Origin of the sequence: Noviherbaspirillum sp. (assembly GCF_035254865.1) — a bacterium.
In the GTDB taxonomy this organism is placed as follows: Bacteria; Pseudomonadota; Gammaproteobacteria; order Burkholderiales; family Burkholderiaceae_D; genus Noviherbaspirillum.
In genome coordinates this window covers 14,142-39,558 of record NZ_DATFAF010000075.1, presented here as the reverse complement: position 1 = coordinate 39,558, position 25,417 = coordinate 14,142, and the positions used below count along the sequence as shown (strand labels likewise).

Sequence of the window (25,417 nt, the reverse complement as noted above, 5' to 3'; positions counted from 1 at the left end):
GATAATGGCGTGGAAACGCCAGCACCAACAATCAACTCTCTTGTCATGACTCCAAACAACTTCACTACCATTCGCGATCTGTTGCGTTACGCAGTCACCCGCTTCAATACTGCCAACCTGTTTTTCGGTCATGGCAGCAGCAACGCATTCGATGAAGCCGCCTATCTGATCCTGCACACACTCAAGCTGCCGCTGGACAAGCTGGATCCCTTCCTTGACGCGCATCTGTTGCCGGACGAGACCGCATCCGTGCTGCAAATGATCGAACGCCGCACGACTGAGCGCGTTCCGGCGGCTTATCTGACGCACGAAGCATGGCTCGGCAACTACCGCTTCTACGTCGATGAGCGGGTAATCGTCCCTCGCTCGTTCATCGCGGAACTGATCCCCGACCAATTCGCACCGTGGGTGGACGACCCGGAGTCGGTGGCGAATGTACTGGACTTGTGTACCGGTTCAGGATGTCTGCCCATCATGCTGGCCGACGCCTTCCCGAATGCACAGGTCGACGCCGTCGACATCTCGTCGGATGCCCTGGCCGTTGCCCGCCGCAACGTGGATGACTATCAATTGCAGGATCGCATTGCCCTGATCGAGTCTGACCTGTACACGAACGTGTCGAAGAAGAAGTACAACCTGATCGTCAGCAACCCGCCTTATGTCAACGCCGATTCGATGAACAAACTGCCGCAGGAATACCGGCATGAACCGCAGCTCGCCCTGGCCGGGGGAACGGATGGCATGGACCTGGTACGCAAGATCGTCGCAGGAGCCGCAGAACGATTGACGAAGAATGGCATCCTGGTAGTCGAAATCGGCAACGAGCGCGCATTTGCAGAAGCGGCCTTCCCCGACCTGGAACTTACCTGGCTATCGACCAGTGCCGGCGATGATACGGTATTCCTGCTGACCGCCGACCAACTCAAAGCATGATTCGTTTTCAGCAAGTCAGCCTGACCCGCGGCATCAAACCGCTGTTGGAAAATGTCGACCTGACGCTCAATCCGGGCGACAAGATCGGCTTGATCGGTGCCAACGGTGCAGGCAAGTCAAGCCTGTTCGCATTGCTGCGCGGCGAATTGCATGCCGACCTTGGCGAAGTCGATTTCCCGGCCAAATGGCGCATGGCTTACGTTGCGCAGGAAACACCCGCGCTCGATCGGCCTGCGCTCGAGTATGCGATCGACGGCGACGCCAATCTGCGCAAACTGGAAGCCGAACTGGCAGAACTCGAAAAAGGGCCGCACAGCGCGGCCGATGGCACGCGCATCGGTGAACTGCATGCGGCAATGGCCGATGCCGATGCCTACACCGTGAAGTCGCGCGCGGAACAATTGCTGACCGGCCTCGGCTTCTCGCAGGAACAGATGCAACAACCGGTTGCGAGCTTTTCCGGCGGATGGCGCATGCGCCTGAATCTCGCGCAAGCTTTGATGTGTCCCTCCGATCTGCTGCTGCTCGACGAACCGACCAACCACCTCGACCTGGATGCCATCATCTGGCTGGAAGACTGGCTCAAGCGTTACCCGGGCACATTGATCATCATTTCGCATGATCGCGATTTCCTTGACGGCGTGGTCAATGTGATCGTGCATATCGATGATCTCAAGCTCAAGCGCTATTCCGGCAATTACTCGTCCTTCGAGCGCCAGCGCGCCGCGCACATGGCACTGACGCAGGCGGCGTTCGAAAAGCAGGCCCGGCAACGCGCCCACCTGCAGTCCTTCATCGACCGCTTCAAGGCAAAGGCCACCAAGGCGCGTCAGGCGCAAAGCCGCATGAAAATGCTGGCCAAGATGGAAGAGCTGGCGCCTTTGCGCGCAGCTGCCGAGTTTTCGTTCGAATTCCGCGAACCGCTGAGTGCACCCAATCCGCTGCTCGTCATGGAAGATGTCGTTGCCGGTTACCGTATCGAGAGTGCGACGGACCATCAAAGCATCGACAAGCCGATTGTGTCGGGCGTCAATTTTTCGTTGCAGACAGGACAGCGCATCGGCCTGCTGGGCGTGAATGGTGCCGGCAAATCGACCCTGGTGAAAACCATCGCCGGCGAATTGAAGCCGCTTGCCGGGGATATGCGATTGGGGAAAGGCCTGGCGATCGGTTATTTCGCGCAGCATCAGGTCGAAATGCTGCGTCATGACGAGTCGCCCTTGTGGCATCTCGCCCGCCTCGCGCCGACCACGCGCGAACAAGAGCTGCGCAACTTCCTCGGCGGATTCAATTTCGGCGGCGAGATGGTAACCAGCAAGATTGCCCCGTTCTCCGGTGGAGAAAAGGCGCGGCTGGCGCTGGCGCTGATCGTATGGCAGCGCCCCAACCTGCTGTTGCTGGACGAGCCAACCAACCACCTTGATCTCGAAACCCGTGAAGCGCTCACGATGGCGCTGGCCCAGTTCGAGGGCACGCTGGTGCTCGTCTCGCACGACAGGCATCTGCTGCGCGCGACGACAGATCAGTTCATGATCGTCGCCGAGGGCCGGCTGCAGCCGTTTGACGGCGATCTGGACGATTATCGCGACTGGCTGTTCAAGACCAAGCTCGGCAAGGCAGAAGCGGCGCCTTCTCCGCTGCCGCAGAATTCTGCAGCGCCAAGCGTTCCTGCATCGGAATCACGCGAAGACCGCCAGGAGCGCCGCCGGATCGAGGCCGAGGAGCGTCAGCGCCTCTCAGCGGTGAAGAAACCCATCGAGTCGCGTATCAAGCGGCTGGATGAACAAATGGCGAAACTCAATGCCCGCAAGGCGGAAGTCGACGGCAAGCTGGCCGATCCGGCCATCTATGATGATGCCAACAAGGAGCAATTGAAGGCTTTGATTCTGGATCAAGCCTATCTCGCCAAAGAACTGGAACAATTGGAAACCGAGTGGCTGGAGCAGCACGAGGCACTGGAGCAACTGAATTCATGACACCGGGTTGCCGTTTGCCGGCATCCCTCATTGACATAGGCGGCCCGCATGACATCATCGATCGATAAACCACTGCATGGCGTTCGCATTCTCGACCTCACCCGCTTGCTGCCGGGTCCAATGGCGACCATGCATCTGGCCGACATGGGCGCCGAGGTCATCAAGATCGAAGATCCCGGGCTGGGCGACTACGCGCGAACCATGGGTCCGGTGCGCAAGGAAGTCTCGCAGTTCTTCATTGCCGTCAACCGCGGCAAGCAAGGCATGCGGCTTGATTTCAAGAATACCGGGCAACGCGAGGAATTCCTCGCGATGGTGGAGAACGCCGATGTGGTGGTTGAAAGCTTCCGGCCTGGCGTGATGGACAAGCTCGGCGTGGGTTGGGATACGTTGAGACAGCGCAATCCGAAACTGGTCATGTGCGCGATCTCCGGCTATGGACAGGACGGGCCTTTCTCGCAAATGGCCGGGCATGACATCAACTACGTCGGCCTTGCGGGAATGCTGGAGCAGAATGTCGGTCCCGATGGCATACCGGCCTTGCCCAACCTGCAGATCGGCGATCTGCTTGGCGGCGCACAGGCCGCGGTCCAAGGGATCCTGGCCGCGCTGATCGGCGCGAAAACGACCGGACAGGGGCGTTTCGTCGATGTGTCGATGACCGATGCGGTCTTTGCGCACAACATCATGCCCCTGGTGGCCGTCAACAATTTTGGCCGGACAGCCCCGCCGGGCCGCGATTTGCTGACCGGCGGCGTACCCTGCTACAACGTGTACCGGACCAGGGATGGGCGCTTCATGGCCGTCGGTGCGCTCGAATTGAAGTTTTGGGAGGCTTGTTGTGATGTGCTCGGCCGCCCCGATCTGAAGACGCGGCATTGGAGCCTGGGACAGAAGGTCGGCGACAGCGATGCGATGGCCGTCAAGGCGGAGCTCGATGCCATCTTTGCCCAGGAGTCGCTGGCGACCTGGAGCGAGCGATTCGCCACGAGCGACTGCTGCGTGACACCGATATTGTGCGCCGACGAGGCGGTTGATCATCCGCTGTTCAGGGCGCGCGGCATGATCGAGCGCAAGACCCACCCGACCGAAGGCGAATATTGGGCGACGGGCCCGGCCGTAAAGTTCCGGTATTGATCACGTCCGGCCAGATCACTCCATGACCATGATCCACCGCTTTCCTCACTTGCGAACTCCTCGTCTGCACCTGCGGGAAATCGACCCTTCGGACGCGCCGGCCTTGTTCGCCATTCACTCGGATATCGAATGGATGCGCTGGTATGGCGTGGACGCGATCACCGACCAATCGCAGGCCGATCAACTGGCGGAACTGTTTGCCGGCTGGTTCCCTGCCGGGACCGGCTTTCGCTGGGGGCTGGAACGCATACAGGATCGCCGCCTGATTGGCACCTGCGGACTGTTTCGATGGAACAAAAGCTGGCGCAATTGCGTCATCGGCTATGAAATCGAACGCGACGCCCATGGACAAGGCTACATGCGCGAAGCATTGACCGCGGTCCTCGATTACGGATTCAACATCATGCACTTGCACCGGGTACAGGCGGAAACGCATCCCGACAACCTGGCTTCCATCGGCCTTGCGACGCGCCTCGGCTTCCGATTTGAAGGACTGCATCGGGAACAGGCATTCTGGGGCGGCAAGTTCCATGACTTGAACTGCTATTCCTTGCTTGAAAAGGATTGGCGCGCCGTTTCACGCACCACCTGACGGTCGAAAGGAACGCGATCTTGGCCAGGACGCTCAATATCATCGGATGCGGCAACGTCGGGAAAGTCCTCGGACGGCTATGGGCCGCCAATGGAACCTTCTCGATACAGCACGTTCTGAACCGATCGCTGGAAAGCGGTAGGCAAGCCGTCTCCTTCATGCAGGCCGGTGAAGCGGTTGGCGACTACGGCAGTCTGCGCACGGCCGACATCACCCTGATCGCAACGCCGGATGACTCCATTGGGGATACCTGTGCAAGACTGGCGCAGACCGGTTTGCTGGCTGCGGGCAGCATCGTTTTTCATTGTAGCGGCGCACTGCGCGCGACGGAACTCGCGGCCGCATCCGCATGCGGCGCGGCCGTGGCGAGCGTTCACCCGATCCGCAGCTTTGCCGCACCGGAGCAGTTGATAGGCGCCTTTGCCGGCACGTTTTGCGGGATGGAAGGCGATTCCGAAGCGCTCGCAGTTCTTGATAAGGGATTTTCTTCGATTGGTGCGCAAACGGTGGAGATCGCCCCTGAGTTCAAAAGCGTCTATCACGCTGCCGCGGTGTTTGCCTCAAACTATGTGATCACCGTGCTGGATGTCGCGTTGCAGGCCTATGTCAAGGCGGGCATTCCCGAGGATATTGCATTGCGCTTGATGGAACCGCTGACGCGAGGGACCGTCGATAACGTGTTCCGTCTCGGTCCGACCGATGCCCTCACCGGGCCTATCGCCCGCGGCGACATCGGCACGGCGGTGAAGCAATATCGCGCGGTCAACGCCTGGGACGGCCGCTATGGTGCGCTGTACAAGCAATTGGGAAAACTGACGGCCGATATCGCGGCGCGCCGAAATGCATCGAAAAAGGCAAAGATTTGAGTCGACGGCGAATAGCCTTAGCGTTTTGGCGAGTAGATGTCGTGATTGGCTTCGTCGATCTGGCGACGCAATGCGCGCCGTTCTTCAGGGGTGAGTCGGCCTGGCTGCCGCCGGCCATTGTCCGACGCGGAGTTGGATGCGGAGTTGACCTCTCCCGATGTGCTGTAGCCGCTGCTGTCCGTCAGCCCCGCCTCGCGGGCCTGGCGACGTTCCGGCTGCACGCGCATCTGCGCTTCGGCGCGTGATTCCCCTCGGTCGACCGTCACATTCTGCGTAAAGAAGGCACGCACGGTTTCCCGCCCATCATGGAGATAGCCGCCCGGTTGGGCCGATACTTGCGCCGCGCCGAGAATCAACAGGAGAGAAACGCCGATGTGTGTGGATCTCATGGTTATTGAAGTTTATCCGTCATGCCCGTAATTCCCGTTTCTTGGGATAGACTTCGCATACGGGTTAATCTGAACGATGATTAAGTGTATGCGTCCCTGTACGACGCGGTAACATGATTAAGGTAAAGTTTGTAACACTTTGTAATGCTTTGCGCTACAAATAATTTCCCCTGATTTTCTGACGTTACCATAGCGCCATGAATACTACGAATCTGACCACAAATATGCCCTCTCAGTCCACACCCGGACATCAGGCGAGGATCCTTGTCGTTGACGACGATCTGCGTTTGCGCGACCTGTTGCGCCGCTATCTCGCCGAGCAGGGATTCAACGTCGTGACAGCGGAGAATGCGCAGGCCATGAACAAGCTGTGGATTCGCGAGCGCTATGATCTGCTGGTGCTCGACCTGATGCTGCCCGGCGAAGACGGCCTTTCGATCTGCCGCCGGTTGCGCGGCGCCGGCGACCAGACTCCGATCATCATGCTGACCGCCAAAGGCGAGGATGTGGATCGCATCGTCGGCCTCGAAATGGGTGCGGACGACTACCTGCCGAAGCCCTTCAATCCGCGCGAGCTGGTTGCGCGCATCAATGCGGTTTTGCGCCGCAAAGGACCGGACGAAATCCCCGGCGCGCCGTCGGAAACACCGCAGACCTTCCAGTTCGGCGATTTCATCCTGGACCTCGGCACCCGCACGTTGAAAAAAAGCGGCGAAACCATTTCCCTCACCACCGGGGAGTTTTCCGTTCTCAAGGTTTTCGCACGCCACGCCCGCCAGCCGCTCTCGCGCGAGAAACTGATGGAGCTTGCGCGCGGACGGGAATATGAAGTGTTCGACCGCAGCCTGGACGTGCAAATCTCGCGCCTGCGCAAACTGATCGAACCGGATCCATCGAATCCCATCTATATCCAGACCGTGTGGGGTCTGGGATATGTGTTTATCCCGGAAGGCCAACCGCGCTGAAGAAAACCCGATGCTGCTTCTCGGAAATCGTCTGAACTGGCTTAATAGCGGCCTGTTCTGGCGCACCTTTTTCCTGCTCGCCTTCCTGATCGCAGCGAGCATCCTTGCCTGGGTGGCGAGCTTCCGCATCGTCGAGCGCACACCGCGCGCCCAGCAAATGGCCGCGCAGGTGATTTCGATCGTCACCATTACACGCGCTGCGCTGACGCATTCCGCGCCCGACCTCCGGCGGGAGCTGTTGTTCGACCTGGCGAGCAATGAGGGCATTCGCATCTATCCGCTGGAAGAAACCGACACGGTTGTTCCGCCGCCGGAAAGCGGCTGGATGCCGGTTCTTGAAGCGAACGTCAAAGCGCGCCTGGGCAACGATACCAAGTTCGCGGGCAAGGTTAACGACGTGGCCGGTTTCTGGATCAGCTTCAAGATCGATGAGGACGAATACTGGCTGCGCCTGGACCGGGAGCGAATTGAAGGCGTGTCGAGCATTCAGTGGCTCGGACTCGGCACCACCACCCTGGTACTGTCCCTGCTTGGCGCCGTGTTCATCTCGCGCCTGATCAATCAGCCGCTGGCGCGCATCACGGCGGCCACGCGCGCAATCGCCAAGGGCAACAAGCCCGAGCCCTTGCCGGAAAAAGGGCCGACCGAAATCAAGGAAGCCAATCGCAGCTTCAACCAAATGGTGGCGGACCTCCATCGCGTCGAGTCGGACCGCGCGGTCATCCTGGCCGGCATTTCCCACGACCTGCGGACTCCTCTGGCGCGCATGCAACTGGAAGTCGAAATGGCGCACTTGCCTGACGATGCACGCGAGGGCATGCAGTCCGACCTGGCGCAGATGGACGCCATCATCGGTCAGTTCCTTGAGTTTGCGAAGCCCACCGAGAGCACACAGCTGACGAGCGTGAATCTGACAGCGCTGCTGACTGACTGCGCGCGCGAGGCCGGGCGTATTGGCGACGTCAGTGTCAATAGCGACATTGCACGCAACGTGAATGTCTTTGGCAATGCGACGGACATCAAACGCGTCGTCAACAATCTGATCGAAAACGCTCGCCGCTATGGCAAGACGCCGGAAAAGAATCTCACCGAAATCGACATCGCTTGCCGCACCGAAGGCGATCAAGCCGTCATCGAATTCAGCGACCACGGTTCCGGCGTGCCCAACGAAGAAATCGAACGCTTGCTGCGGCCCTTCACCCGACTGGATGTCGCGCGCGGACAAGCGAACGGCGCGGGGCTCGGCCTGGCCATTGTGGAGCGCATCGTCAAGCGGCATCACGGCGTCCTGAAGTTGTCCAACCGGCTGCAAGGCGGCTTGCAGATCAAGATCCTGCTCCCGGTCACCGGCACCCTGGGCTGAATGCGATCTTGCCATGTGGACAACTTTCCGCAGGCCTAACACTTTATTACATTGCATTTCTTCTCATAAGCGTTTCCGCGACATACAGTCCTCTCTATAGAGGCCATCGTTCGGGGAATGTATTCCGATGGCCTTTTATTGCCAAGGAGAAAACATGTACGCCCAACAATTCTTTCGTGCCCTTGCCCTGCCCTCGGCGATTGGACTCGCCGCCCTGCTTTCGGCATGTGGAGGTGGCGGCGGTGCCAGCGCGGGGTCCGGCACCTTGCAAGTTTCGCTGACCGATGCACCGTCCTGCGGCTTCGACCAGGTCAACGTGACAGTCTCGAAAGTGCGTGTGCACCAGAGTGCCACGGCAACGGAAACCGATAGTGGATGGCAGGACATCACGCTGAACCCGGCACGCAAGATAAATCTTCTGACCCTGACCAATGGCGTCTTGCAAGATCTCGGCAAGACTACGCTGCCAGCCGGGCATTACACGCAAGTGCGCCTGGTGCTCGCCCCCAACAGTTCAACCGCACCGGTGGCGAACTCCGTCGTCGCCGAAGGCAGCACGACCGAAATTGCGCTTGTCACCCCCAGCGCCGTGCAGACCGGCATCAAGCTTAATCATGAATTCGATGTTGCAGCGGATGCCCAGGTCGATCTCGTGCTCGACTTCGATGCCTGTAAGTCCATCGTCAGCCGAGGCAACGGCAGCTACTCGCTGAAGCCGGTCATCAGCGTGATACCGCAAATCACCAGCGGTGGCATCAGCGGTTTCCTTCCGGCCGGCCTGACCAAGCCTGTCGTCAGTGCACAGCAAAACGGCGTCGTGGTGAAATCGACGACGCCGGATACAAGCGGCTCGTTCAACCTGTCGCCGCTGCCGGCAAGTTCGACCGGCTATGTGGTCGTCATCACCGCTGATGGCCGTACGACTGCCGCAATTACCGGCGTGCCGGTAACGACCGGCACGACAACCCCCGTCAGCACCAGCACGGCGCCCATCACTCTGGCCACATCGGCCATGCGCACCATCAGCGGCATCGCGACGCCGACCACGGCGCAGGCAACGGTCCGGTCAACGCAGACCTATGCGTCTGGCGGGCCGAAGGTGGAAGTCGCCTTCAAGGCCGCCGATTTGACCAGCGGTGCTTACGCCATGTCGGTACCGGTTGCCGCGCCGCTGCTCGGCAAGTTCGGCACACTGCCGATCACGCTTGCAGCCGATGCCAGCCTTGCCGGGAAATATGTACTTGAAGCATCGGCAACCGGCTTCGCAACGCAAACCTTCAATGCGGATGTTGGCACGGCGGACGTGACGAAGGATTTCGCACTCGTGCCCTGATCGCAATACCGATCGCGACAACAAGCAAAAAGCCCCGCATTTAAGTGCGGGGCTTTTTTATGCTCTTCGGATGCGTCTGCTGAAGATAGTCGCGCAAGGCGACGGCATTATTGAGCTTGTGCTCCTTGCTGCTGAACAAAAAGGTAGTGACGGTCGATTTCAAGTGATGGAGCAGTTCCTCCACGCCGTCCGGATTCCCGTCAAGCTCCCGCCGATATCGCTCGCAAAACTCTTCCCATTTCTGCGGATCATGTCCGTACCATTTGCGCAGTTCAGTCGAAGGGGCGATCGCCTTCGACCAGTATGCGATAGCCAGCTTTTCCTTCGTGATGCCACGCGGCCAAAGGCGATCAACCAGAATCCGCGTGCCGTCCTTGTCATCGGCCGGCTCATATGCCGACTTCACCTTGATTGTTGATGTCATGGCTTCGTTCCGATTCGCGCAATTTAGTCGTCATGATGGCCGGCAATGTCGCCGTCCTTGAACAAGATCTCTCGCAGTTCCTGATCCATTTTCGGGTCTCTCCGGCGGATCCATTCCAGGACCATCGCCGCATGCTCCTTTTCCTCGTCGCGGTTGTGCTCCAGGATGCGCTTCAGGTCCGGATCGGTCGCGGCGTCGACGCGCTGGTTGTACCAGTCGACGGCCTCCAGTTCTTCCATCAGCGAAGTGATCGCGCGATGCATATCCATTGTCTGTGGACTGAGTTTTTCAAGCGATTCGTGGTAGCCCTCGTTTGCCATTATTGCTCCTGGGTGTCATGGATTGTGTTCGCGCCATTCGTGCATCTATCCGGTCGGACATCTTGTTCGCATTGTCAAACGCCGCAAGGCAAAGCTCAAATTGGCAAATTCAATGCGAAGCTTCGGCAGAACCAATCATGGTGTCAATTCACAAGGCTTGCTCCTGCTGAAGCAGCAGGCGCCTTGTCTGCACAATAATAACCGAGCTGTCATAATTCGATCGAGGCAAACTGAAGTGAAAAAAGCTTGTCCGATAATTATTATCCGCTTGAGACACCCCAATTCCACTGAAAGAGATTTCCCATGCTCAACTTCGACTTCTACAATCCAACGCGGATACTGTTCGGGAAAGGCCGCATCGCCGATTTGTCCAAAGTTGTGCCCGACGGCGCCCGCGTGCTCGTGCTGTATGGCGGCGGCAGCATCAAGAGCAACGGCGTATTTGATGAAGTCATGTCAGCGCTAGCCGGACGGACAGTGCGCGAATTTTCCGGGATCGAACCCAATCCCAGCTATGAAACGCTGATGCAGGCCGTTGAACTGGTGCGCAAGGAAAAACTCGACTTCCTGCTCGCGGTCGGCGGCGGCTCGGTAATCGACGGCACCAAGTTCGTCGCGGCGGCCGTCCATTTCGAAGGCGACCCGTGGGCAATTCTTGAAAACCGAGGACGGAACGTCACGCAGGCCTTGCCGTTCGGCGCAATCCTTACCCTGCCCGCGACCGGATCGGAAATGAATAACGGCTCGGTCGTCACGCGCAAATCACTGCAAGCCAAGCTGCCTTTTTCCAGCAAGCTGCTCTTTCCGGCATTTTCCATTCTGGATCCGAGCAAGACCTTCACGCTTCCCGTGAGGCAGATCGGCAATGGCGTGGTCGACGCATTCGCGCACATCATGGAGCAATACGTGACCTACCCGGTCAACTCACCGATACAGGACCGCTTTGCCGAGGGACTGCTGCAGACCTTGATCGAAGAAGGTCCGAAGGCGCTCGCCACGCCGGACGATTATGATGTGCGCGCCAACATCATGTGGTGCGCCACGCTGGCCTTGAACGGCCTGATCGGTGCCGGCGTTCCCCAGGACTGGGCGACCCATATGGTGGGCCACGAACTGACCGCGCTCTACGGCCTGGATCATGCACAAACGCTGGCGATCGTGCTTCCGAGCATGCTGCGCGTCCGCAAGGACAGCAAGCGCGCGAAACTGCTGCAGTATGCCAGGCGCGTGTGGAATATTACCGAGGGCGACGAGGATGCGCGCATCGAGGAGGCAATCAAACGCACGCAGGATTTCTTCGAGCAAATGGGGGTGAAGACGCGTCTCTCCGATTACAAGCTCGGCGCACAAAATATCGAAACCATCCTGAAGCAACTCGGCGACCATCAGATGGTGACGCTTGGGGAACTGCGCGACGTCACTCTGGATGTCAGCAGGAAAGTGCTGGAGCTCAGTATTTGAACCGGACAGGTTCAGAGTGAAGTTTTGTGCTTGAACTTCTTGAAAGCCGGGCAATCTACCGATTCACGGAAGTCCATGCATCGACGGCATGAAGCTTGAATGGCTTCATGCCGTTCGCGCTTCAGGAGATTTCATGCCCACGACACCATCTACCAATCCGCCGGCGAAACCCGCCGCCCATCTGAAACCCGGCGACGAAGCCATGCCCGGAACACCGGGGACCGGCGAAGATTTATGCGAAGTATGCGGCGGAACCGGGGTCAGAAAAGACGGGAGCGAATGCCCGAACTGTGAAGGAACGGGCCGCGTCATCCACGGCATCGGCGGCGGCTAGGCCCGACGCTCCGGCCGTGTTGATGCGGCATCACTTCCGGTAAATCAACGCGACCGCTTCGGCGGCAATGCCCTCTTCGCGACCAAGAAAGCCAAGCTTCTCGTTGGTTTTGGCCTTGATGTTGACCTGCGTCGACGGCACATCGAGATCGCCGGCGACGTTGGCAACCATTTTTTCGATATAAGGTGCCATTTTCGGTGCTTGCGCAATGATGGTGGCATCTATGTTGCCGACCGCATAGCCGGCTGCGCCTACGCGTTTGCAGGCTTCGCGCAGCAGCACGCGCGAATCGGCGCCCGCAAAGCGCTCGTCCGTATCGGGGAAATGGCGGCCGATATCGCCCAAGCCCGCCGCGCCTAGAATCGCATCCGTAATCGCGTGCAACAGAACGTCGGCATCGGAGTGACCGAGCAGTCCCGTTGCATGCGGAATGTTCACACCGCCGATGACGAGCCGGCGCCCCGGTACCAGCGCATGACAGTCATAGCCTTGTCCGATACGAAACGGGATCGCGGGCAAAAAGCTCATGCTGTTCCTTTCAAATGCAGTTCGGCCAGCGCAACATCATGCGGCAAGGTGACCTTGAAATTGCGGGGGCTGCCTTCGACCAGCTTTGGCTTGAGACCCAGCGCTTCGACGGCGCTGGCCTCGTCGGTCACCTCCGTCGCCTGTTGCAAGGCGCGCTGCAACAGCGCGTAGCGAAACATCTGCGGCGTCTGCGCGGCCCACAGGCCGTCGCGAGTCACGGTAGCCACCACGCGCCCGGCCGCATCGCTGCGTTTGAGCGTATCGACGATCGGCAAGGCCAGCAGGCCGCCGACCTCATCCGACTGCACGCCGGCGATCAGGCGTTCAATCAAACCCTCAGTCAGCCCGGGACGCGCAGCGTCATGCACCAGCACCCAGTCCTCATCCCGGACCTGCTCGCGCATCGCCAGCAATCCGTTCAAGACTGACTTGTGACGGGTCGGGCCGCCCTTGTAAATGACCGTCACCCGATCGGCGAGATGCCTCGCCCCCGAGAGTGCGTCGTCGATATAGCCGTCTTCCGCGCTGACCACGACATAGGTATGCGCGATCTGCGAGGAACCGGCAAAGGTATCGAGCACATGCATGAGCATCAGCTTGCCGGCGAGCGGCATGTATTGTTTCGGGCACTCGGCACCCATCCGGGCACCGGCTCCGGCGGCAGGGATGAGGGCAAAGAAACGTGGGGAGGTCATGTTTTTTCTGCAAAATGGCGGGAGAACGGCAATCCGGCGGCCCGCGAGAGTCATAGTTTATAATCTCGACATATTTTCTCACAGTCGAAGCTCGCCGAAACGCAGTCCGGACAGGCAACTTCTGACCCTATGACATTTCAGATGTCGTAACGTGATGTCATTCGATCTAAAAAAATCCCTTCCCAAACCTGGAAACCGCTTTGCATTGCCAGCCGTGCACGGCTCCTCGGACGCATTTGTGCTGGCCCAGGCCGCAAGCGAATTGAAATCGCAGCAGCGCATGCTCGCGGTCGTGGTCGCCAGCGCGACGGACGCGCAGCGCTTGCTGGCCGAAATTCCATGGTTCGGCAACAAGGAAGGCGCAGAATTGCGCTGCCATATGCTGCCGGACTGGGAAACCCTGCCGTACGACGCGTTTTCGCCGCATCAGGATCTGGTTTCCGAGCGCCTGGCGACGCTGCACGAAGTCCGTACCGGGCAATGCGACGTGCTCCTGGTTCCTGCCACGACGGCTCTGCTGCGCATGGCGCCGCCCTCCTTTCTGGCCGCCTATACCTTTTTTTTCAAGCAGGGCGAAAAGCTGGACGAGGCGCAACTCAAAGCACAGCTGACCCTGGCCGGCTATACCCACGTCAGCCAGGTGATGTCGCCCGGCGAATATTCGGTGCGTGGCGGCCTCATCGATTTGTTCCCGATGGGTTCGGCCCTGCCCTACCGCCTGGACCTGTTCGGTGACACGATCGAAACGATCCGCACCTTCGATGCCGATACGCAACGTTCCCTGTATCCGGTGCGCGAGGTACGCCTGCTGCCCGGTCGGGAGTTTCCGATGGATGAAGCCGCGCGCACCGCGTTTCGCAGCCGCTGGCGCGAGGAGTTCGAGGGAGATCCGTCCCGCTCACCGATCTACAAGGACATCGGCAACGGCATCGCTCCGGCCGGAATTGAATACTATCTGCCGCTCTTCTTCGAAGAGACGGCGACCTTGTTTCAGTACCTGCCGGACCAAACCATGTTTGCGCTGGTCGGCGAGATCGAGGGAGCGATCAAGCGTTTCTGGAACGATACGCAGTCGCGCTACAAGTTCCTGAAGGCCGACCGCGACCGTCCGCTGCTGGCGCCGGAGCGCCTGTTCCTGACGGACGAGGATTTCTTCACGCTGGCCAAGTCGCATGGCCGCTGGATTATTCAGGCAAGCGATGCCGCATCAGAGATATCGGCACCGATTCCGAATATCGCGGTCAATCGCCGTCTCGATGACCCGCTGTCCAACCTGCGCTCCTATCTTCTGCAGACCGACAAGCGGGTGATGATTTGTGCGGAATCGAGCGGACGGCGCGAGACGCTGCAGCAGTATTTCAATGAATACGACCTGACGCTGGCGCCGTGCGAGAGCTTCGCCGACTTTGCGACGGCCTCCGCCAAACTGATGCTGGGCGTGGCCCCGCTGCAAGCCGGATTCGAGCTCAGTCCCGATCTCGGCAATCTTGCATTCATCACCGAGACCGAACTTTACGCGGGCACCGGCCGGCGTGCGGGGCGCCGAAAGCAGGAAGGCGCCACGCAGGTCGAATCCATGGTGCGCGACCTGTCGGAGCTGAAAATCGGCGACCCGGTCGTCCACGTGAATCACGGCATCGGCCGCTATATGGGCCTGCTCGGCATGGACCTGGGTGAAGGCGAGACCGAGTTCCTGCATCTCGAATACGCGAAGGATACCAAGCTGTACGTACCGGTATCGCAGTTGCATGTCATCTCGCGCTATTCCGGCAGCTCGCCGGAAGACGCACCATTGCACGTGCTCGGTTCCGGACAGTGGGAAAAGGCCAAGCGCAAGGCCGCGCAGCAGATCCGCGATACCGCGGCCGAACTGCTCAATCTGTATGCACGTCGCGCGGCGCGACAAGGACACGCGTTCCAGTACTCTGCCCGCGATTACGAAGCCTTCGCGGAAAGCTTCGGCTTCGAGGAAACACCGGACCAGAGCGCCGCGATCAACGCCGTCATCAAGGACATGACGAGCGGCAAACCGATGGATCGCCTGATCTGCGGCGATGTCGGTTTCGGCAAGACGGAAGTTGCCTTGCGCGCGGCGTTCCTCGCCGTCATGGGCGGCAAGCAGGTTGCGATTCTCGCGCCGACCACGCTGCTGGCTGAACAGCATGCGCAAACCTTTGCCGACCGTTTCGCCGACTGGCCGGTGAAAATCGCCGAGCTGTCGCGCTTCCGCACCGGCAAGGAAGTCACGCAGGCAATCAAGGGCATGGCCGACGGCACGATCGACGTCGTAATCGGCACCCACAAACTCCTGTCCAACGATGTGAAATTCGCTCGCCTCGGCCTGGTCATCATCGACGAAGAACATCGTTTCGGCGTGCGCCAGAAGGAAGCCCTGAAGGCATTGCGCGCGGAAGTCGATGTGCTGACGCTTACGGCAACGCCAATACCGCGTACGCTGGGCATGGCGCTTGAGGGCCTGCGCGATTTCTCCATCATTGCGACCGCGCCGCAGAAACGGCTGGCGATCAAGACCTTCGTACGCAGCGAAGACGACTCGGTGGTCCGCGAAGCATGCCTGCGCGAGTTGAAGCGCGGCGGTCAGGTTTATTTCCTGCATAACGAAGTCGAAACGATCCAGAACCGCAAGGCGATGCTGGAAGAGTTACTGCCCGAGGCGCGCATCGCTGTCGCACACGGCCAGATGCATGAACGCGAACTGGAAAAGGTGATGCGCGACTTCGTCGCACAGCGCTTCAACATCCTGCTGTGTACCACCATCATCGAAACCGGCATCGACGTGCCGACGGCGAACACGATCATCATGCATCGCGCCGACAAGTTCGGCCTGGCGCAGTTGCACCAGTTGCGCGGCCGTGTCGGACGCTCGCATCATCAAGCCTACGCTTATCTGCTTGTGAACGATGTGCACGGCCTGACCAAGCTGGCGCAACGCCGCCTCGAAGCGATCCAGCAGATGGAAGAACTCGGCAGCGGCTTCTATCTTGCGATGCACGACCTGGAAATCCGCGGCGCCGGCGAAGTGCTTGGCGAGAACCAGTCAGGCGAAATGCAGGAAATCGGCTTCCAGCTCTATTCCGACATGCTCAACGAAGCGGTGCGTGCGCTCAAGAACGGCAAGGAGCCCGATCTCGCTGCCCCGCTGGCGACCACTACCGAGATCAACCTGCACGTCCCCGCTTTGCTGCCGCAGGATTATTGCGGCGATGTCCATGAGCGGCTCTCGCTCTACAAGCGGCTCGCCAATTGCGACAGCCAGGCAGCCATCGACGAGCTGCAGGAAGAATTGATTGACCGCTTCGGCAAGATTCCGGACGCGACCAAGGCATTGATCGAAACCCATCGACTGAGGATTGCCGCGATCCCGGTCGGGATTGTTAAAATCGATGCCCATGCGGAGTCGGCCGTGCTGCAATTCCAGCCGAATCCGCCCATCGATGCGATGCGCATCATCGAGCTGATCCAGAAAAACCGCCATATCAAGCTGCACGGCCAGGACAAGCTGCGCATCACGGCGAATATGCCGGACCTGGCGGCGCGGGTGACCCAAGTGAAATCGACCATCCGTTCGCTGGTCCCCTGATCGTTTTTTATTGAACACTGAAACAAGCAGTTCCAACCAGCAGCCCAACATGAATCTGATCCTGCAAGGCCTGAACACCGACCGCCCAACCATCGAACGCATCGCCGGCATGGCAGACACGCAGCGTGTTGTTCCGATCGCCGCGCATGCCTTTCGCTGCGAAGGCGTGCGCTATACCGACGCACTCAAGGAGCGCATCGATGCCGAGTGCCTCGCCGCCAAGCTGGACTATGCCTTCGTCGAGCCCGGCCGCAAGCTGTCGGACTTCAAGCTGGTGACGATGGATATGGACTCGACACTGATCACCATCGAGTGCATTGATGAAATCGCCGACATGCAGGGACTCAAACCGCAAGTGGCGGAAATCACGGAAGCGGCGATGCGCGGCGAAATCGAATTCTGCGAAAGCCTGACGCGCCGTGTCGCGCTGCTGAAGGGACTGGATGCTTCCGCCTTGCAACGCGTGTATGACGAGCGGCTGGCGCTGTCTCCCGGTGCGGAGAACATGCTTGGCGCAGTCAAGGCCGCCGGCCTGAAGACGCTGCTCGTTTCCGGTGGTTTCACCTTTTTTACCGATCGCATCAAGACCCGGCTCGGCATGGATTACACCCATTCAAATGAGCTGGAAATCGTCGATGGCAAGCTGACCGGACGTGTGCTTGGCGGTATCGTCGATGGTGATGAAAAGAAAAATACGGTCGAGCGCGTATGCGCGGAACTGGGTATTTCTCCGAAGCAGTCCATCGTGATGGGCGATGGCGCCAACGATTTGAAAATGATGCGCGTCGCAGGAATGTCCGTCGCATTTCGCGCCAAGCCGGTCGTCCGCGCGCAGGCCGATGTTGCCTTGAATTTTGTCGGACTGGATGGGATCTTGGCGTTGTTTGATTGATCTGAAAAACAAGCGCTTCACAAGGAGAAGGAATGGTTCAGGAACTCGTGTTCGATCCCAAGCTGCAATCCGCCAAGAATCTTGCCTGGTGGCTTTATCTGATGCATGCCGCGAGTTTTCTGTTCTCCCTGGGTGCATTTTCCTGGATTCCGTTGATCCTCAACTACATCAAGCGCGGCGATACGGCCGGCACCTTCGTCTACAGTCATCATTCATGGCAGATCCGCTCGTTCTGGTGGTATTTTTTCTGGATGATGGTCGGCGGTCTCCTGTTCGTCACCGTGATCGGCGCGCCGATCGGCTGGCTGATCTGGTGCGTGGTATGGATCTGGAAGGCCTACCGGCTTCTGAAGGGTTTGCTCGATCTGAATGACAACAAGGCAATGCCGGTTTGACGCCGCCGCTTGAACCATGCGCCGTAGCGTAGGGCTCGAGAACGCGTGGCTGCAGTTGCCGACTCTTCTTTGCCAACAATTTCTAGAAATCATCATTCTTACGGTGTAACCTGAATCAAGCATATGTAGCGTATGCGCGACTGTTGCCATACATGAGTTGATAAAAATTCAAGTTGTCGGCACACTGACGGCGGTCAAGGAGAAGACCAGCATGGAGTTGAGCACGTTTTCGTTTCAAGCAGGGAGAGGCTGGTCGCTGGATGCATTTCCCGCGCTGGATTCGCCTCGTACGCTGCTGATGGTGTTCGCGGCGCCGGAGTACATGGACGCCCCGTCGCCCATCGCGGAACTGCTCTCCGCCTATCCCCAATCGCATTTCATCGGTTGTTCCACCGCTGGCGAAATCTTCGGCCCGCTGGTGGGCGACCGCAGCCTCTCGGTAGCGGCACTGCGCTTTGAGCACAGCCGCATTGCCTCGGTTTCGGCCTGCATCGAAGACGCGAGCGAGTCGCGCAGTGCGGCCGAAAGGCTCGCCATGCAGCTTGATCCGTCCGGCCTGCGCGCCGTCTTCGTCCTGTCGGACGGCCTCAACGTCAATGGCAGCGAACTGGTAAAGGGTCTCAATGGCGCCCTGCCAGCGGATGTCATCGTTACCGGCGGCCTGGCCGGCGACGGTGACCGGTTCAAGCGCACCTGGGTTCTCTCCGATGGTCGCCCGCAAAGCGGGATCATTACCGCCGTCGGTCTGTATGGTGACCGACTGAGGGTCACGCATGGCTCGCGTGGCGGCTGGGACAGCTTCGGCCCCGAACGCAGGGTTACCCGATCGAATGCCAACATCCTGTACGAGCTGGACGGCAAACCCGCACTGGAACTCTACAAGGAATATCTTGGCGAACGCGCCTCCGGATTGCCGGCTACCGGGCTGCTGTTTCCGCTTTCCATTCGCAAGGACGCGAATAATTCTCGCCAGGTAGTGCGCACTATTCTTGGGGTCGACGAGTCCAATCAGGCATTGATTTTTGCGGGGGACGTGCCGAAAGGCTATCTCGCGCAACTCATGCGGGCCAATTTCGATCGACTGGTCAATGGTGCGAGTGTGGCAGCGGACCAGGCGCGCGGCGGCCCTGTGGCCGGCCCGGTGCTGGCAACGGCGATCAGTTGCGTCGGTCGTCGACTGGTACTCGGCGAACGTGTCGAGGAAGAAACGGAAAGCACGCTCGAAAACCTGCCGGCGGCCACGCAGCAGATCGGCTTTTATTCCTATGGCGAGATCTCGCCATACACGACTGGCAGTTGCGATCTGCATAACCAAACGATGACCTTGACGACCTTCGCAGAAACATAACGTGCGCCCCAACCACACACTACTGCTGCGGCAACTGAAAAAGCTCGGCATCGATCTTGCCGGCGTTCCACCCGACCAGGAACAGTGGCTGCAATTCCTTGACCGCGTCAATCGTGCTTACACGGAGGCGGACCAGGAGCGGTATTTGATTGAGCGCACGCAAGACATTTCGTCGCGTGAAATGCAAGAGCTGTACAACCGGTTCGAAGAAGCACAAAGAATCGCCGGCCTGGGCAACTGGTCATTCCAGCGCGGGGAGCCCAAAGGCCATTGGTCGGAAGAATGTTTCCGAATTTTTGGCGAGGACGCATCCTTGCCGGCTCCGAGCTACCGGCAATTCCTGCGACGGGTTCAAAAGCAGGATCGTGCCCGCCTGGAGGAGGTTGCCCACGCCGCCCTCCATGACGGCAAGGACTTTGAGATCGAGTTCCGCCTGCAGTTGCCAAATGGCGAAACGCGTTGGGCGCGAGCCCTTGGGCAGGCGGTCATTCGACGCGACAAGAGCGTTGACAGATTGCACGGCACCATCATGGATATCACCCGGCGCAAGCAGGTCGAAATGCGCCAATACGTCGAACATACCGTGACCCGCCTGCTGGCGGAATCCGACGTGTTTGAAGAAACCATGCCGCGCATCATCGAAACCATCTGCGAGGCGCTCGGCTGGCCTTGCGGCGCCTTGTGGCTGCTGAAACGACAGGAAAACCAGTTCGAGCGTGCGTTCGCCTGGTCGATAGTCAATCGGCGCGTCGAAGACTTCTTTCGCAATTCGAAGCGAACCATTGCACTTCCTGCATGCGGCGGCCTGATCGGACGCGTGCTGAAACGCGGCGAACCGGCCTGGATCAGCGATGTAACCGCCGACAGCCAGTTCCCCCGTGCAGGAGCCGCGTGCGAGGCCGGTTTGCGCGCCGCATTCGCGTTCCCGATACAGGCCGGCGGCGACATCATCGGGGTGATGGAATTTTTCAGTAAACATACCCAGAACGTTGACGCAGAAATGCTGAACAGTGCGCATTTCATCGGGCGACACATCGGACAATTCTTCCGGCGCAGGCAAACCGAACAAGCCTTGCGGGAGAGCGAAGCGCACTTCCGCTCCGTGGTCGAGCAGGCATCGGACAGTTTCTACATTCATGACGTCGAGGGACGCATCATTGATGTCAACCAGCGCGGCTGCGACAGTCTCGGTTACACGCGAGCAGAATTGCTTTCGATGACGGTCATGCATATCGATGCCGACCTGTCGCTGAGTGACCTGAAATACCTGCAGAACCAGGCAGGGAAAGGCACGCCGATTGCGATCGAGAGCCGTCATCGGCGCAAGGATGGCATTTCGTTTCCAGTCGAAATTCGCATGGGGCCGATCAACATCGACGGCCAGCAGCATTGGCTCTCCCTGGCACGCGACATCACCGAGCGCAAGGAACTGGAAAACCATATCCAGCACCTTGCCTACCATGACTCGCTGACCGACCTGCCCAACCGGGCCATGTTCAATCGCCACCTCCAGCACGCCATCGCTCACGCGCAACGCAACAACACGCGTCTCGCGGTCTTGTTCATCGATCTCGATCGCTTCAAGAACGTCAACGACACTCTGGGGCACAACGCCGGCGACCGCTTGCTGCAAGAGATGGGACGGCGCATCGGGTCCTGCCTGCATGGCAGCGATTTCGTCGCGCGTTTCGGTCACGAGGATCTGGTAGCACGCCTGGGCGGCGACGAGTTCGTGGTACTGATCGAGGAAGTAAGCGACACGAGCCAGGTCGCAGGCATCGCGCACAAGATTCTGGCGACGATGGTCAAGGAATATCCGCTGGACGGGCAGCTGATCCACATGACGGCGAGCATCGGCATCAGCCTGTTCCCGGATGATGGCCGCAATGAATTTTCGCTGATGAAGCATGCCGACATCGCGATGTATCGCGCCAAGGAAACCGGCAAGAACAGTTTCCAGTTCTATTCGGCGAATATGGATGGCTACTCTGCCAAACTGCTGGCCCTGGAATCCGGCCTGCGCCGCGCGATCGAACGCGGAGAGCTGCTGCTCTATTACCAGCCGAAGGTCGATGCAAGAAACGGACGCGTGAGCGGAGCCGAAGCACTGGTCCGCTGGCGCCATCCGGACCTCGGCTTGATTTCGCCGGCGCATTTCATTCCGCTGGCGGAAGAGACGGGACTGATCGTACCGCTGTCACAATGGGTTCTGCGCGAATCATGTCGTCAGAATCTCGCTTGGCAACAACAGGGTTTGCCGCCGATGCGCATCGCCGTCAATTTGTCCGCGCGCCAGTTCACGGACGACAATCTGATTGCCGACACCGCCCGCGTGCTTCGTGAGATCGGCATTGATCCGTCGCTGGTGGAAATTGAAATTACCGAGAGCATGATGATGTACAACACGGACAAGACTGTTCACATGTTATCGGCGCTGCGCGAGCTGGGCATCAGCATTGCAATCGACGATTTCGGCATTGGATACTCGTCGCTGTCGCACCTCAAGCACTTCCCGCTCGACATCATCAAGATCGATCGTTCCTTCATCAAGGACGTGCCCGGAGATCTGTCCGATGCCGCGATCGCGGATGCGATCATTGCCATGGCCAAGCGCATGCAGGTCAAGGTGGTTGCCGAGGGCGTTGAAACCGCGGCGCAACTCGATTTCCTGCGGGAGCGGGGCTGCGACGAGATTCAGGGCAACTACTTCAGCAAGCCGCTCTCACCCGAGAATTTTTTCGCATTCGCTTCGACGCGCATGCCCGGTGCCGCCGTGCTGACCGACCCGAGCTGAGCGCCTGCTCAAGCCGGTCGCAATGCCGACAATGCCTGTTCGACGTCTGCGATCAAGTCATCCGGATCTTCAAGCCCGATATTGAAGCGCACCAGTTGTCCCTTGCCGCTCCATTGCTTGCGCATCGACTGGATGCGGTAGGGAACACACAGGCTGTTCGACCCACCCCAGCTGTAACCGATCTTGAAAAGCTGCAGGCTGTCCACGAAACGGTCGGTCTGCTCCTCGACATACTGCTCGTCGAACACGACAGAGAACAAGCCGCCCGCACCCGTAAAATCGCGCTTCCAGGTTTCATGGCCGGGACAATCTTCAAAAGCAGGATGCAGCACGCGCGCTATTTCCGGCCGCGTCTTCAGCCACGCGGCGACCTTGCGCGCTCCGGCGTCATGTGCGTCGAAGCGCAGCTTCATGCTGGGCAAGCCGCGCAGCACGAGATAGGTATCGTCCGCGCTGACGCCAAAGCCGATGCGCATATGCGCCAGTTCCAGCCGATGCAGCAACGCCTTGTCGCGCACGATGACCGCGCCCATCAGCACATCCGAAGCGCCCGACTGGTACTTGGTCAGTGCCTGCATCACGATATCGACGCCATGATCGAATGCGCGGAAGGCAATGCCGGCCGACCAGGTGTTATCGATCGCCACGTGAATTTCCTGTCCGGCAGCGCGCCTTGCCTGCGCCACTTTGCAGATGGCGGGAATATCGGGCACCTCCATCGATACCGACCCCGGCGCTTCGGTCCAGATCAGGCGCGTGCCGGGCTGAATCAGATCGGCAATGCCGGCGCCAATCATCGGATCGTAGAAACGCGCGCTGACGCCGAAGTCCTGCGCCAGCCAGCGTCCAAGTTCACGATTGGGGTTGTAGACGTTGTCCGGGATCAGGACATCATCGCCGGTCTTGAGCAGCGCGAAATCGACCATCGCAATCGCGGCCAATCCGCTCGGTGCCAGCACGCAATGCTCGCCTCCTTCGATTTCCGCCAGCCGCGCTTCCAGCGTGAAGGTCGTGGGCGTGCCGTGTAGACCGTAGGTATAGGATGTCTTGTCCTGCCAATTGCGCGAACGCAGCGCCGCGACGTTTTCAAAGAGCACGGTCGACGCGTGGTGGATGGGTGCCGGGAACGCGGCAAAGCCTTCCGGCGCCCGATAGTCTGAATGAATCAGCGCAGTTTGAAAGGATTTGCGGTCTGCCACGCTAGTGCCCCATTCGGATTTATTGCTGTTTGCTTGGCCCCGATGATCTGGATGTCGAGGCGGTCCCGATCTTGTCGTCGCCGCGCATCATCCTGACCGTGAAGGGTTTGGTCAGTTTGCCGTCGGCGGATTGCCATTCGCCACTGATGATGTCGCCGACCAGTTTTCCGGTCCACTGGCCGGACACATCCTTGCCGTTCTCGGACTCTTCGAGGAAGAAATCGTCACCGTCAAGTTCGCCCGCCAGCAAGACCTGTTGCGGCTTACCGAGAATGACATATTCTCCTTCTATCCCCTCTTCCTTCTCGGCCTTGTTGCGCAGAGTTGCCTGTATTTGCGACTCGCCCAATGTGCCACGCAAGGTCACCGGATCGATGAACGGCATCTTGCCGGTCGATGCCTGCGTTTCCTGCGACTGCACTGCTGAAGCGGCCGTCATATTCGTCACCAGTGCCAGGGCCAGCAGTGATTGCGCCAACATTCGCTTCATTTATGCTTCCGCCCACATGTCATGCGCATCGGCTGCGGTAATCGTCACGTCGACAAATTCGCCAACCTTCAACTTCCTGTGCGGTTCATACGGCGGCTTGACATAGACCACGCCGTCGATCTCCGGCGCATCCGCCGCAGAGCGCGCCACACCGCCACTTGCCGATACTTCGTCAATCAGCACGCGCATGGTTTTTCCTACTTTTGCCTGCAGGCGCTTCCTCGAAATCCCTTCCTGCAATTCCATCACCCTCGCGCGGCGCTCTTCGCGCAGCTCTTCCGGAACCGGGTTCGGCAACGCGTTTGCGGTCGCGCCCTCCACCGGCGAATACGAGAAACAACCCAGGCGGTCGATCTCCGCCTCTTTCAGGAAGTCCAGCAGATAGTCGAATTCCGCTTCGGATTCACCAGGAAAACCAGCGATGAATGTGGAGCGAATCGTGATGTCCGGGCACATCCTGCGCCAAGCCTGGATGCGTTCGATATTCTTCTCGCCGTTGGCGGGACGCTTCATGCGTTTCAAGACATCGGGATGCGCGTGCTGCAGCGGCACATCGAGGTAAGGCAGGATCCTTCCCTGTTCCATCAGCGGAATCACATCGTCAACATGTGGATAGGGATACACGTAATGCAGACGTACCCACGCACCGTATTGTGCGGCCACTTCGCCGAGCGCGGTAGCGAGCTGCGTCAGGTGCGTCTTGATCGGCTTGCCGTTCCAGAAGCCGGTGCGGAACTTCACGTCCACCCCGAAGGCGCTGGTATCCTGGGAAATGACGAGCAATTCCTTGACACCTGCCTTGAACAGGTTTTCCGCCTCCAGCATCACATCGGCAATCGGACGAGACACCAGGTCGCCGCGCATTGACGGAATAATGCAGAAGCTGCATCGATGGTTGCAGCCCTCGGAAATCTTCAGGTAGGCGTAATGCTTCGGCGTGAGCTTGATGCCCTGCGCCGGCACCAGATCGAGAAAGGGATCATGCGGTTTGGGCAGATGCTTGTGCACGGCGGACATCACTTCGCCGAGCGCATGCGGCCCGGTGACTTCCAGCACTTTCGGATGAACGCTGTGAATGATGTCCTTGCCTTCGGCATCTTTTTTCGCGCCAAGGCAGCCGGTGACGATGACTCTGCCGTTTTCATGCAAGGCTTCGCCGATGGCGTCGAGCGATTCCTGCACGGCAGCGTCGATGAAGCCGCAGGTATTGACGATGACAAGGTCGGCGCCGTTATACGAGTTGGCTGTCTCGTAGCCTTCCGCGCGCAATTGCGTAATAATTTGTTCCGAGTCGACCAGCGCTTTGGGGCAACCGAGGGAGACGAATCCGACTTTGGGCAGGTCCGTCTTGGAGGATTGAGAAGACATAAGAAAAAGGGTAC

23 protein-coding genes are annotated in these 25,417 nt (G+C 59.3%); 15 read left to right on the top strand and 8 right to left on the bottom strand.

Annotated features, from left to right (window positions below; all coding sequences use genetic code 11):
- Positions 1-45 precede the first annotated feature (45 nt).
- From prmB to VJ651_RS17600, 5 genes are read left to right on the top strand one after another with little or no spacing between them, the layout of a single operon-like run.
- Positions 46-933: a 50S ribosomal protein L3 N(5)-glutamine methyltransferase gene (gene prmB, locus VJ651_RS17620; protein ID WP_324108690.1), complete on the top strand. Its 888-nt coding sequence runs from the start codon at positions 46-48 to the stop codon at positions 931-933.
- A complete protein-coding gene (locus tag VJ651_RS17615) occupies positions 930-2,909 on the top strand; it encodes an ATP-binding cassette domain-containing protein (RefSeq protein WP_324108689.1) in 1,980 nt (659 codons plus the stop codon). Before prmB ends, VJ651_RS17615 begins: the two co-directional genes overlap by 4 nt.
- Before the next feature lie 48 nt (positions 2,910-2,957).
- Positions 2,958-4,046 carry a CaiB/BaiF CoA-transferase family protein gene (locus VJ651_RS17610; RefSeq protein WP_324108688.1) on the top strand — a complete coding sequence of 363 codons (1,089 nt, stop codon included), beginning with the start codon at positions 2,958-2,960 and terminating at the stop codon, positions 4,044-4,046.
- 22 nt (positions 4,047-4,068) lie between these two features.
- Complete coding sequence (locus VJ651_RS17605) at positions 4,069-4,638, top strand: GNAT family protein (RefSeq protein ID WP_324108687.1); 570 nt, start codon at positions 4,069-4,071, stop codon at positions 4,636-4,638.
- A gap of 20 nt (positions 4,639-4,658) precedes the next feature.
- Positions 4,659-5,504, top strand: coding sequence for a Rossmann-like and DUF2520 domain-containing protein (locus tag VJ651_RS17600; RefSeq protein WP_324108686.1), 846 nt, complete (start codon positions 4,659-4,661; stop codon positions 5,502-5,504).
- A 17-nt stretch (positions 5,505-5,521) separates the two neighbouring features.
- Here VJ651_RS17600 and VJ651_RS17595 read toward each other — a convergent pair whose 3' ends face one another.
- Positions 5,522-5,893, bottom strand: coding sequence for a hypothetical protein (locus VJ651_RS17595; protein WP_324108685.1), 372 nt, complete (start codon positions 5,891-5,893; stop codon positions 5,522-5,524).
- A gap of 197 nt (positions 5,894-6,090) precedes the next feature.
- Between VJ651_RS17595 and ompR the strand changes: the two genes are divergently transcribed.
- The 3 genes from ompR (at position 6,091) to VJ651_RS17580 (ending at position 9,554) form a co-directional block, all read left to right on the top strand.
- Positions 6,091-6,858, top strand: coding sequence for a two-component system response regulator OmpR (ompR, locus tag VJ651_RS17590; RefSeq protein WP_324108684.1), 768 nt, complete (start codon positions 6,091-6,093; stop codon positions 6,856-6,858).
- Positions 6,859-6,868: 10 nt separating this feature from the next.
- Positions 6,869-8,221 carry an ATP-binding protein gene (locus tag VJ651_RS17585; RefSeq protein WP_324108683.1) on the top strand — a complete coding sequence of 451 codons (1,353 nt, stop codon included), beginning with the start codon at positions 6,869-6,871 and terminating at the stop codon, positions 8,219-8,221.
- A gap of 154 nt (positions 8,222-8,375) precedes the next feature.
- On the top strand, positions 8,376-9,554 hold the full coding sequence (locus tag VJ651_RS17580; RefSeq protein ID WP_324108682.1) for a DUF4382 domain-containing protein: 1,179 nt from the start codon (positions 8,376-8,378) through the stop codon (positions 9,552-9,554).
- Between the two features lie 40 nt (positions 9,555-9,594).
- Here VJ651_RS17580 and VJ651_RS17575 read toward each other — a convergent pair whose 3' ends face one another.
- Together VJ651_RS17575 and VJ651_RS17570 are read right to left on the bottom strand one after the other, a co-directional pair.
- The gene (locus tag VJ651_RS17575) at positions 9,595-9,978 is read right to left on the bottom strand and encodes a DUF488 domain-containing protein (RefSeq protein ID WP_324108681.1); all 384 of its coding nucleotides are present in this window, start codon (positions 9,976-9,978) and stop codon (positions 9,595-9,597) included.
- Positions 9,979-10,001: 23 nt separating this feature from the next.
- Complete coding sequence (locus VJ651_RS17570) at positions 10,002-10,298, bottom strand: encapsulin-associated ferritin-like protein (protein WP_324108680.1); 297 nt, start codon at positions 10,296-10,298, stop codon at positions 10,002-10,004.
- Between the two features lie 303 nt (positions 10,299-10,601).
- On the opposite strand from VJ651_RS17570, the gene VJ651_RS17565 reads away from it, so the two are divergent.
- Both VJ651_RS17565 and VJ651_RS17560 read left to right on the top strand, forming a co-directional pair.
- Positions 10,602-11,759, top strand: a complete 1,158-nt coding sequence (locus tag VJ651_RS17565) for an iron-containing alcohol dehydrogenase (RefSeq protein WP_324108679.1) — start codon at positions 10,602-10,604, stop codon at positions 11,757-11,759.
- 133 nt (positions 11,760-11,892) lie between these two features.
- Positions 11,893-12,093 carry a hypothetical protein gene (locus tag VJ651_RS17560; protein ID WP_324108678.1) on the top strand — a complete coding sequence of 67 codons (201 nt, stop codon included), beginning with the start codon at positions 11,893-11,895 and terminating at the stop codon, positions 12,091-12,093.
- Positions 12,094-12,123: 30 nt separating this feature from the next.
- Here VJ651_RS17560 and ispF read toward each other — a convergent pair whose 3' ends face one another.
- Together ispF and ispD are read right to left on the bottom strand one after the other, a co-directional pair.
- Positions 12,124-12,621 carry a 2-C-methyl-D-erythritol 2,4-cyclodiphosphate synthase gene (ispF, locus tag VJ651_RS17555; RefSeq protein ID WP_324108677.1) on the bottom strand — a complete coding sequence of 166 codons (498 nt, stop codon included), beginning with the start codon at positions 12,619-12,621 and terminating at the stop codon, positions 12,124-12,126.
- The gene (gene ispD / locus VJ651_RS17550; RefSeq protein WP_324108676.1) at positions 12,618-13,316 is read right to left on the bottom strand and encodes a 2-C-methyl-D-erythritol 4-phosphate cytidylyltransferase; all 699 of its coding nucleotides are present in this window, start codon (positions 13,314-13,316) and stop codon (positions 12,618-12,620) included. The genes ispF and ispD overlap by 4 nt, the downstream gene beginning before the upstream one ends.
- Before the next feature lie 154 nt (positions 13,317-13,470).
- Here ispD and mfd point away from each other — a divergent pair, with 154 nt between their 5' ends.
- From mfd to VJ651_RS17525, 5 genes are all read left to right on the top strand, one after another.
- Positions 13,471-16,917: a transcription-repair coupling factor gene (gene mfd, locus VJ651_RS17545; RefSeq protein ID WP_324108675.1), complete on the top strand. Its 3,447-nt coding sequence runs from the start codon at positions 13,471-13,473 to the stop codon at positions 16,915-16,917.
- Positions 16,918-16,966: 49 nt separating this feature from the next.
- On the top strand, positions 16,967-17,809 hold the full coding sequence (serB, locus tag VJ651_RS17540) for a phosphoserine phosphatase SerB (RefSeq protein WP_324108674.1): 843 nt from the start codon (positions 16,967-16,969) through the stop codon (positions 17,807-17,809).
- 32 nt (positions 17,810-17,841) lie between these two features.
- The gene (locus VJ651_RS17535) at positions 17,842-18,204 is read left to right on the top strand and encodes a hypothetical protein (RefSeq protein ID WP_324108673.1); all 363 of its coding nucleotides are present in this window, start codon (positions 17,842-17,844) and stop codon (positions 18,202-18,204) included.
- A 211-nt stretch (positions 18,205-18,415) separates the two neighbouring features.
- Positions 18,416-19,552, top strand: a complete 1,137-nt coding sequence (locus VJ651_RS17530; RefSeq protein ID WP_324108672.1) for an FIST signal transduction protein — start codon at positions 18,416-18,418, stop codon at positions 19,550-19,552.
- 1 nt (position 19,553) lies between these two features.
- On the top strand, positions 19,554-22,346 hold the full coding sequence (locus VJ651_RS17525; RefSeq protein ID WP_324108671.1) for an EAL domain-containing protein: 2,793 nt from the start codon (positions 19,554-19,556) through the stop codon (positions 22,344-22,346).
- 8 nt (positions 22,347-22,354) lie between these two features.
- Here the strand turns inward: VJ651_RS17525 and VJ651_RS17520 are convergent, their stop codons facing one another.
- Genes VJ651_RS17520 through rimO form a run of 3 tightly spaced genes read right to left on the bottom strand, consistent with a single transcriptional unit; the run spans position 22,355 to position 25,403 of the window.
- Positions 22,355-23,545, bottom strand: coding sequence for a cystathionine beta-lyase (locus tag VJ651_RS17520; protein ID WP_324108670.1), 1,191 nt, complete (start codon positions 23,543-23,545; stop codon positions 22,355-22,357).
- A 19-nt stretch (positions 23,546-23,564) separates the two neighbouring features.
- Entirely contained in the window at positions 23,565-24,035 is a 471-nt protein-coding gene (locus VJ651_RS17515) for a hypothetical protein (RefSeq protein WP_324108669.1), read from the bottom strand.
- Positions 24,036-25,403 carry a 30S ribosomal protein S12 methylthiotransferase RimO gene (gene rimO / locus VJ651_RS17510; protein ID WP_324108668.1) on the bottom strand — a complete coding sequence of 456 codons (1,368 nt, stop codon included), beginning with the start codon at positions 25,401-25,403 and terminating at the stop codon, positions 24,036-24,038.
- Positions 25,404-25,417: the final 14 nt, after the last annotated feature.

Coding starts and splice junctions, on each gene's coding strand:
- prmB (WP_324108690.1), top strand. CDS start 46: ATGACTCCAAACAACTTCACTACCATTCGCGATCTGTTGCGTTACGCA.
- VJ651_RS17615 (WP_324108689.1), top strand. CDS start 930: ATGATTCGTTTTCAGCAAGTCAGCCTGACCCGCGGCATCAAACCGCTG.
- VJ651_RS17610 (WP_324108688.1), top strand. CDS start 2,958: ATGACATCATCGATCGATAAACCACTGCATGGCGTTCGCATTCTCGAC.
- VJ651_RS17605 (WP_324108687.1), top strand. CDS start 4,069: ATGACCATGATCCACCGCTTTCCTCACTTGCGAACTCCTCGTCTGCAC.
- VJ651_RS17595 (WP_324108685.1), bottom strand. CDS start 5,893: ATGAGATCCACACACATCGGCGTTTCTCTCCTGTTGATTCTCGGCGCG.
- ompR (WP_324108684.1), top strand. CDS start 6,091: ATGAATACTACGAATCTGACCACAAATATGCCCTCTCAGTCCACACCC.
- VJ651_RS17585 (WP_324108683.1), top strand. CDS start 6,869: ATGCTGCTTCTCGGAAATCGTCTGAACTGGCTTAATAGCGGCCTGTTC.
- VJ651_RS17580 (WP_324108682.1), top strand. CDS start 8,376: ATGTACGCCCAACAATTCTTTCGTGCCCTTGCCCTGCCCTCGGCGATT.
- VJ651_RS17575 (WP_324108681.1), bottom strand. CDS start 9,978: ATGACATCAACAATCAAGGTGAAGTCGGCATATGAGCCGGCCGATGAC.
- VJ651_RS17570 (WP_324108680.1), bottom strand. CDS start 10,298: ATGGCAAACGAGGGCTACCACGAATCGCTTGAAAAACTCAGTCCACAG.
- VJ651_RS17565 (WP_324108679.1), top strand. CDS start 10,602: ATGCTCAACTTCGACTTCTACAATCCAACGCGGATACTGTTCGGGAAA.
- VJ651_RS17560 (WP_324108678.1), top strand. CDS start 11,893: ATGCCCACGACACCATCTACCAATCCGCCGGCGAAACCCGCCGCCCAT.
- ispF (WP_324108677.1), bottom strand. CDS start 12,621: ATGAGCTTTTTGCCCGCGATCCCGTTTCGTATCGGACAAGGCTATGAC.
- ispD (WP_324108676.1), bottom strand. CDS start 13,316: ATGACCTCCCCACGTTTCTTTGCCCTCATCCCTGCCGCCGGAGCCGGT.
- mfd (WP_324108675.1), top strand. CDS start 13,471: ATGTCATTCGATCTAAAAAAATCCCTTCCCAAACCTGGAAACCGCTTT.
- serB (WP_324108674.1), top strand. CDS start 16,967: ATGAATCTGATCCTGCAAGGCCTGAACACCGACCGCCCAACCATCGAA.
- VJ651_RS17535 (WP_324108673.1), top strand. CDS start 17,842: ATGGTTCAGGAACTCGTGTTCGATCCCAAGCTGCAATCCGCCAAGAAT.
- VJ651_RS17530 (WP_324108672.1), top strand. CDS start 18,416: ATGGAGTTGAGCACGTTTTCGTTTCAAGCAGGGAGAGGCTGGTCGCTG.
- VJ651_RS17515 (WP_324108669.1), bottom strand. CDS start 24,035: ATGAAGCGAATGTTGGCGCAATCACTGCTGGCCCTGGCACTGGTGACG.
- rimO (WP_324108668.1), bottom strand. CDS start 25,403: ATGTCTTCTCAATCCTCCAAGACGGACCTGCCCAAAGTCGGATTCGTC.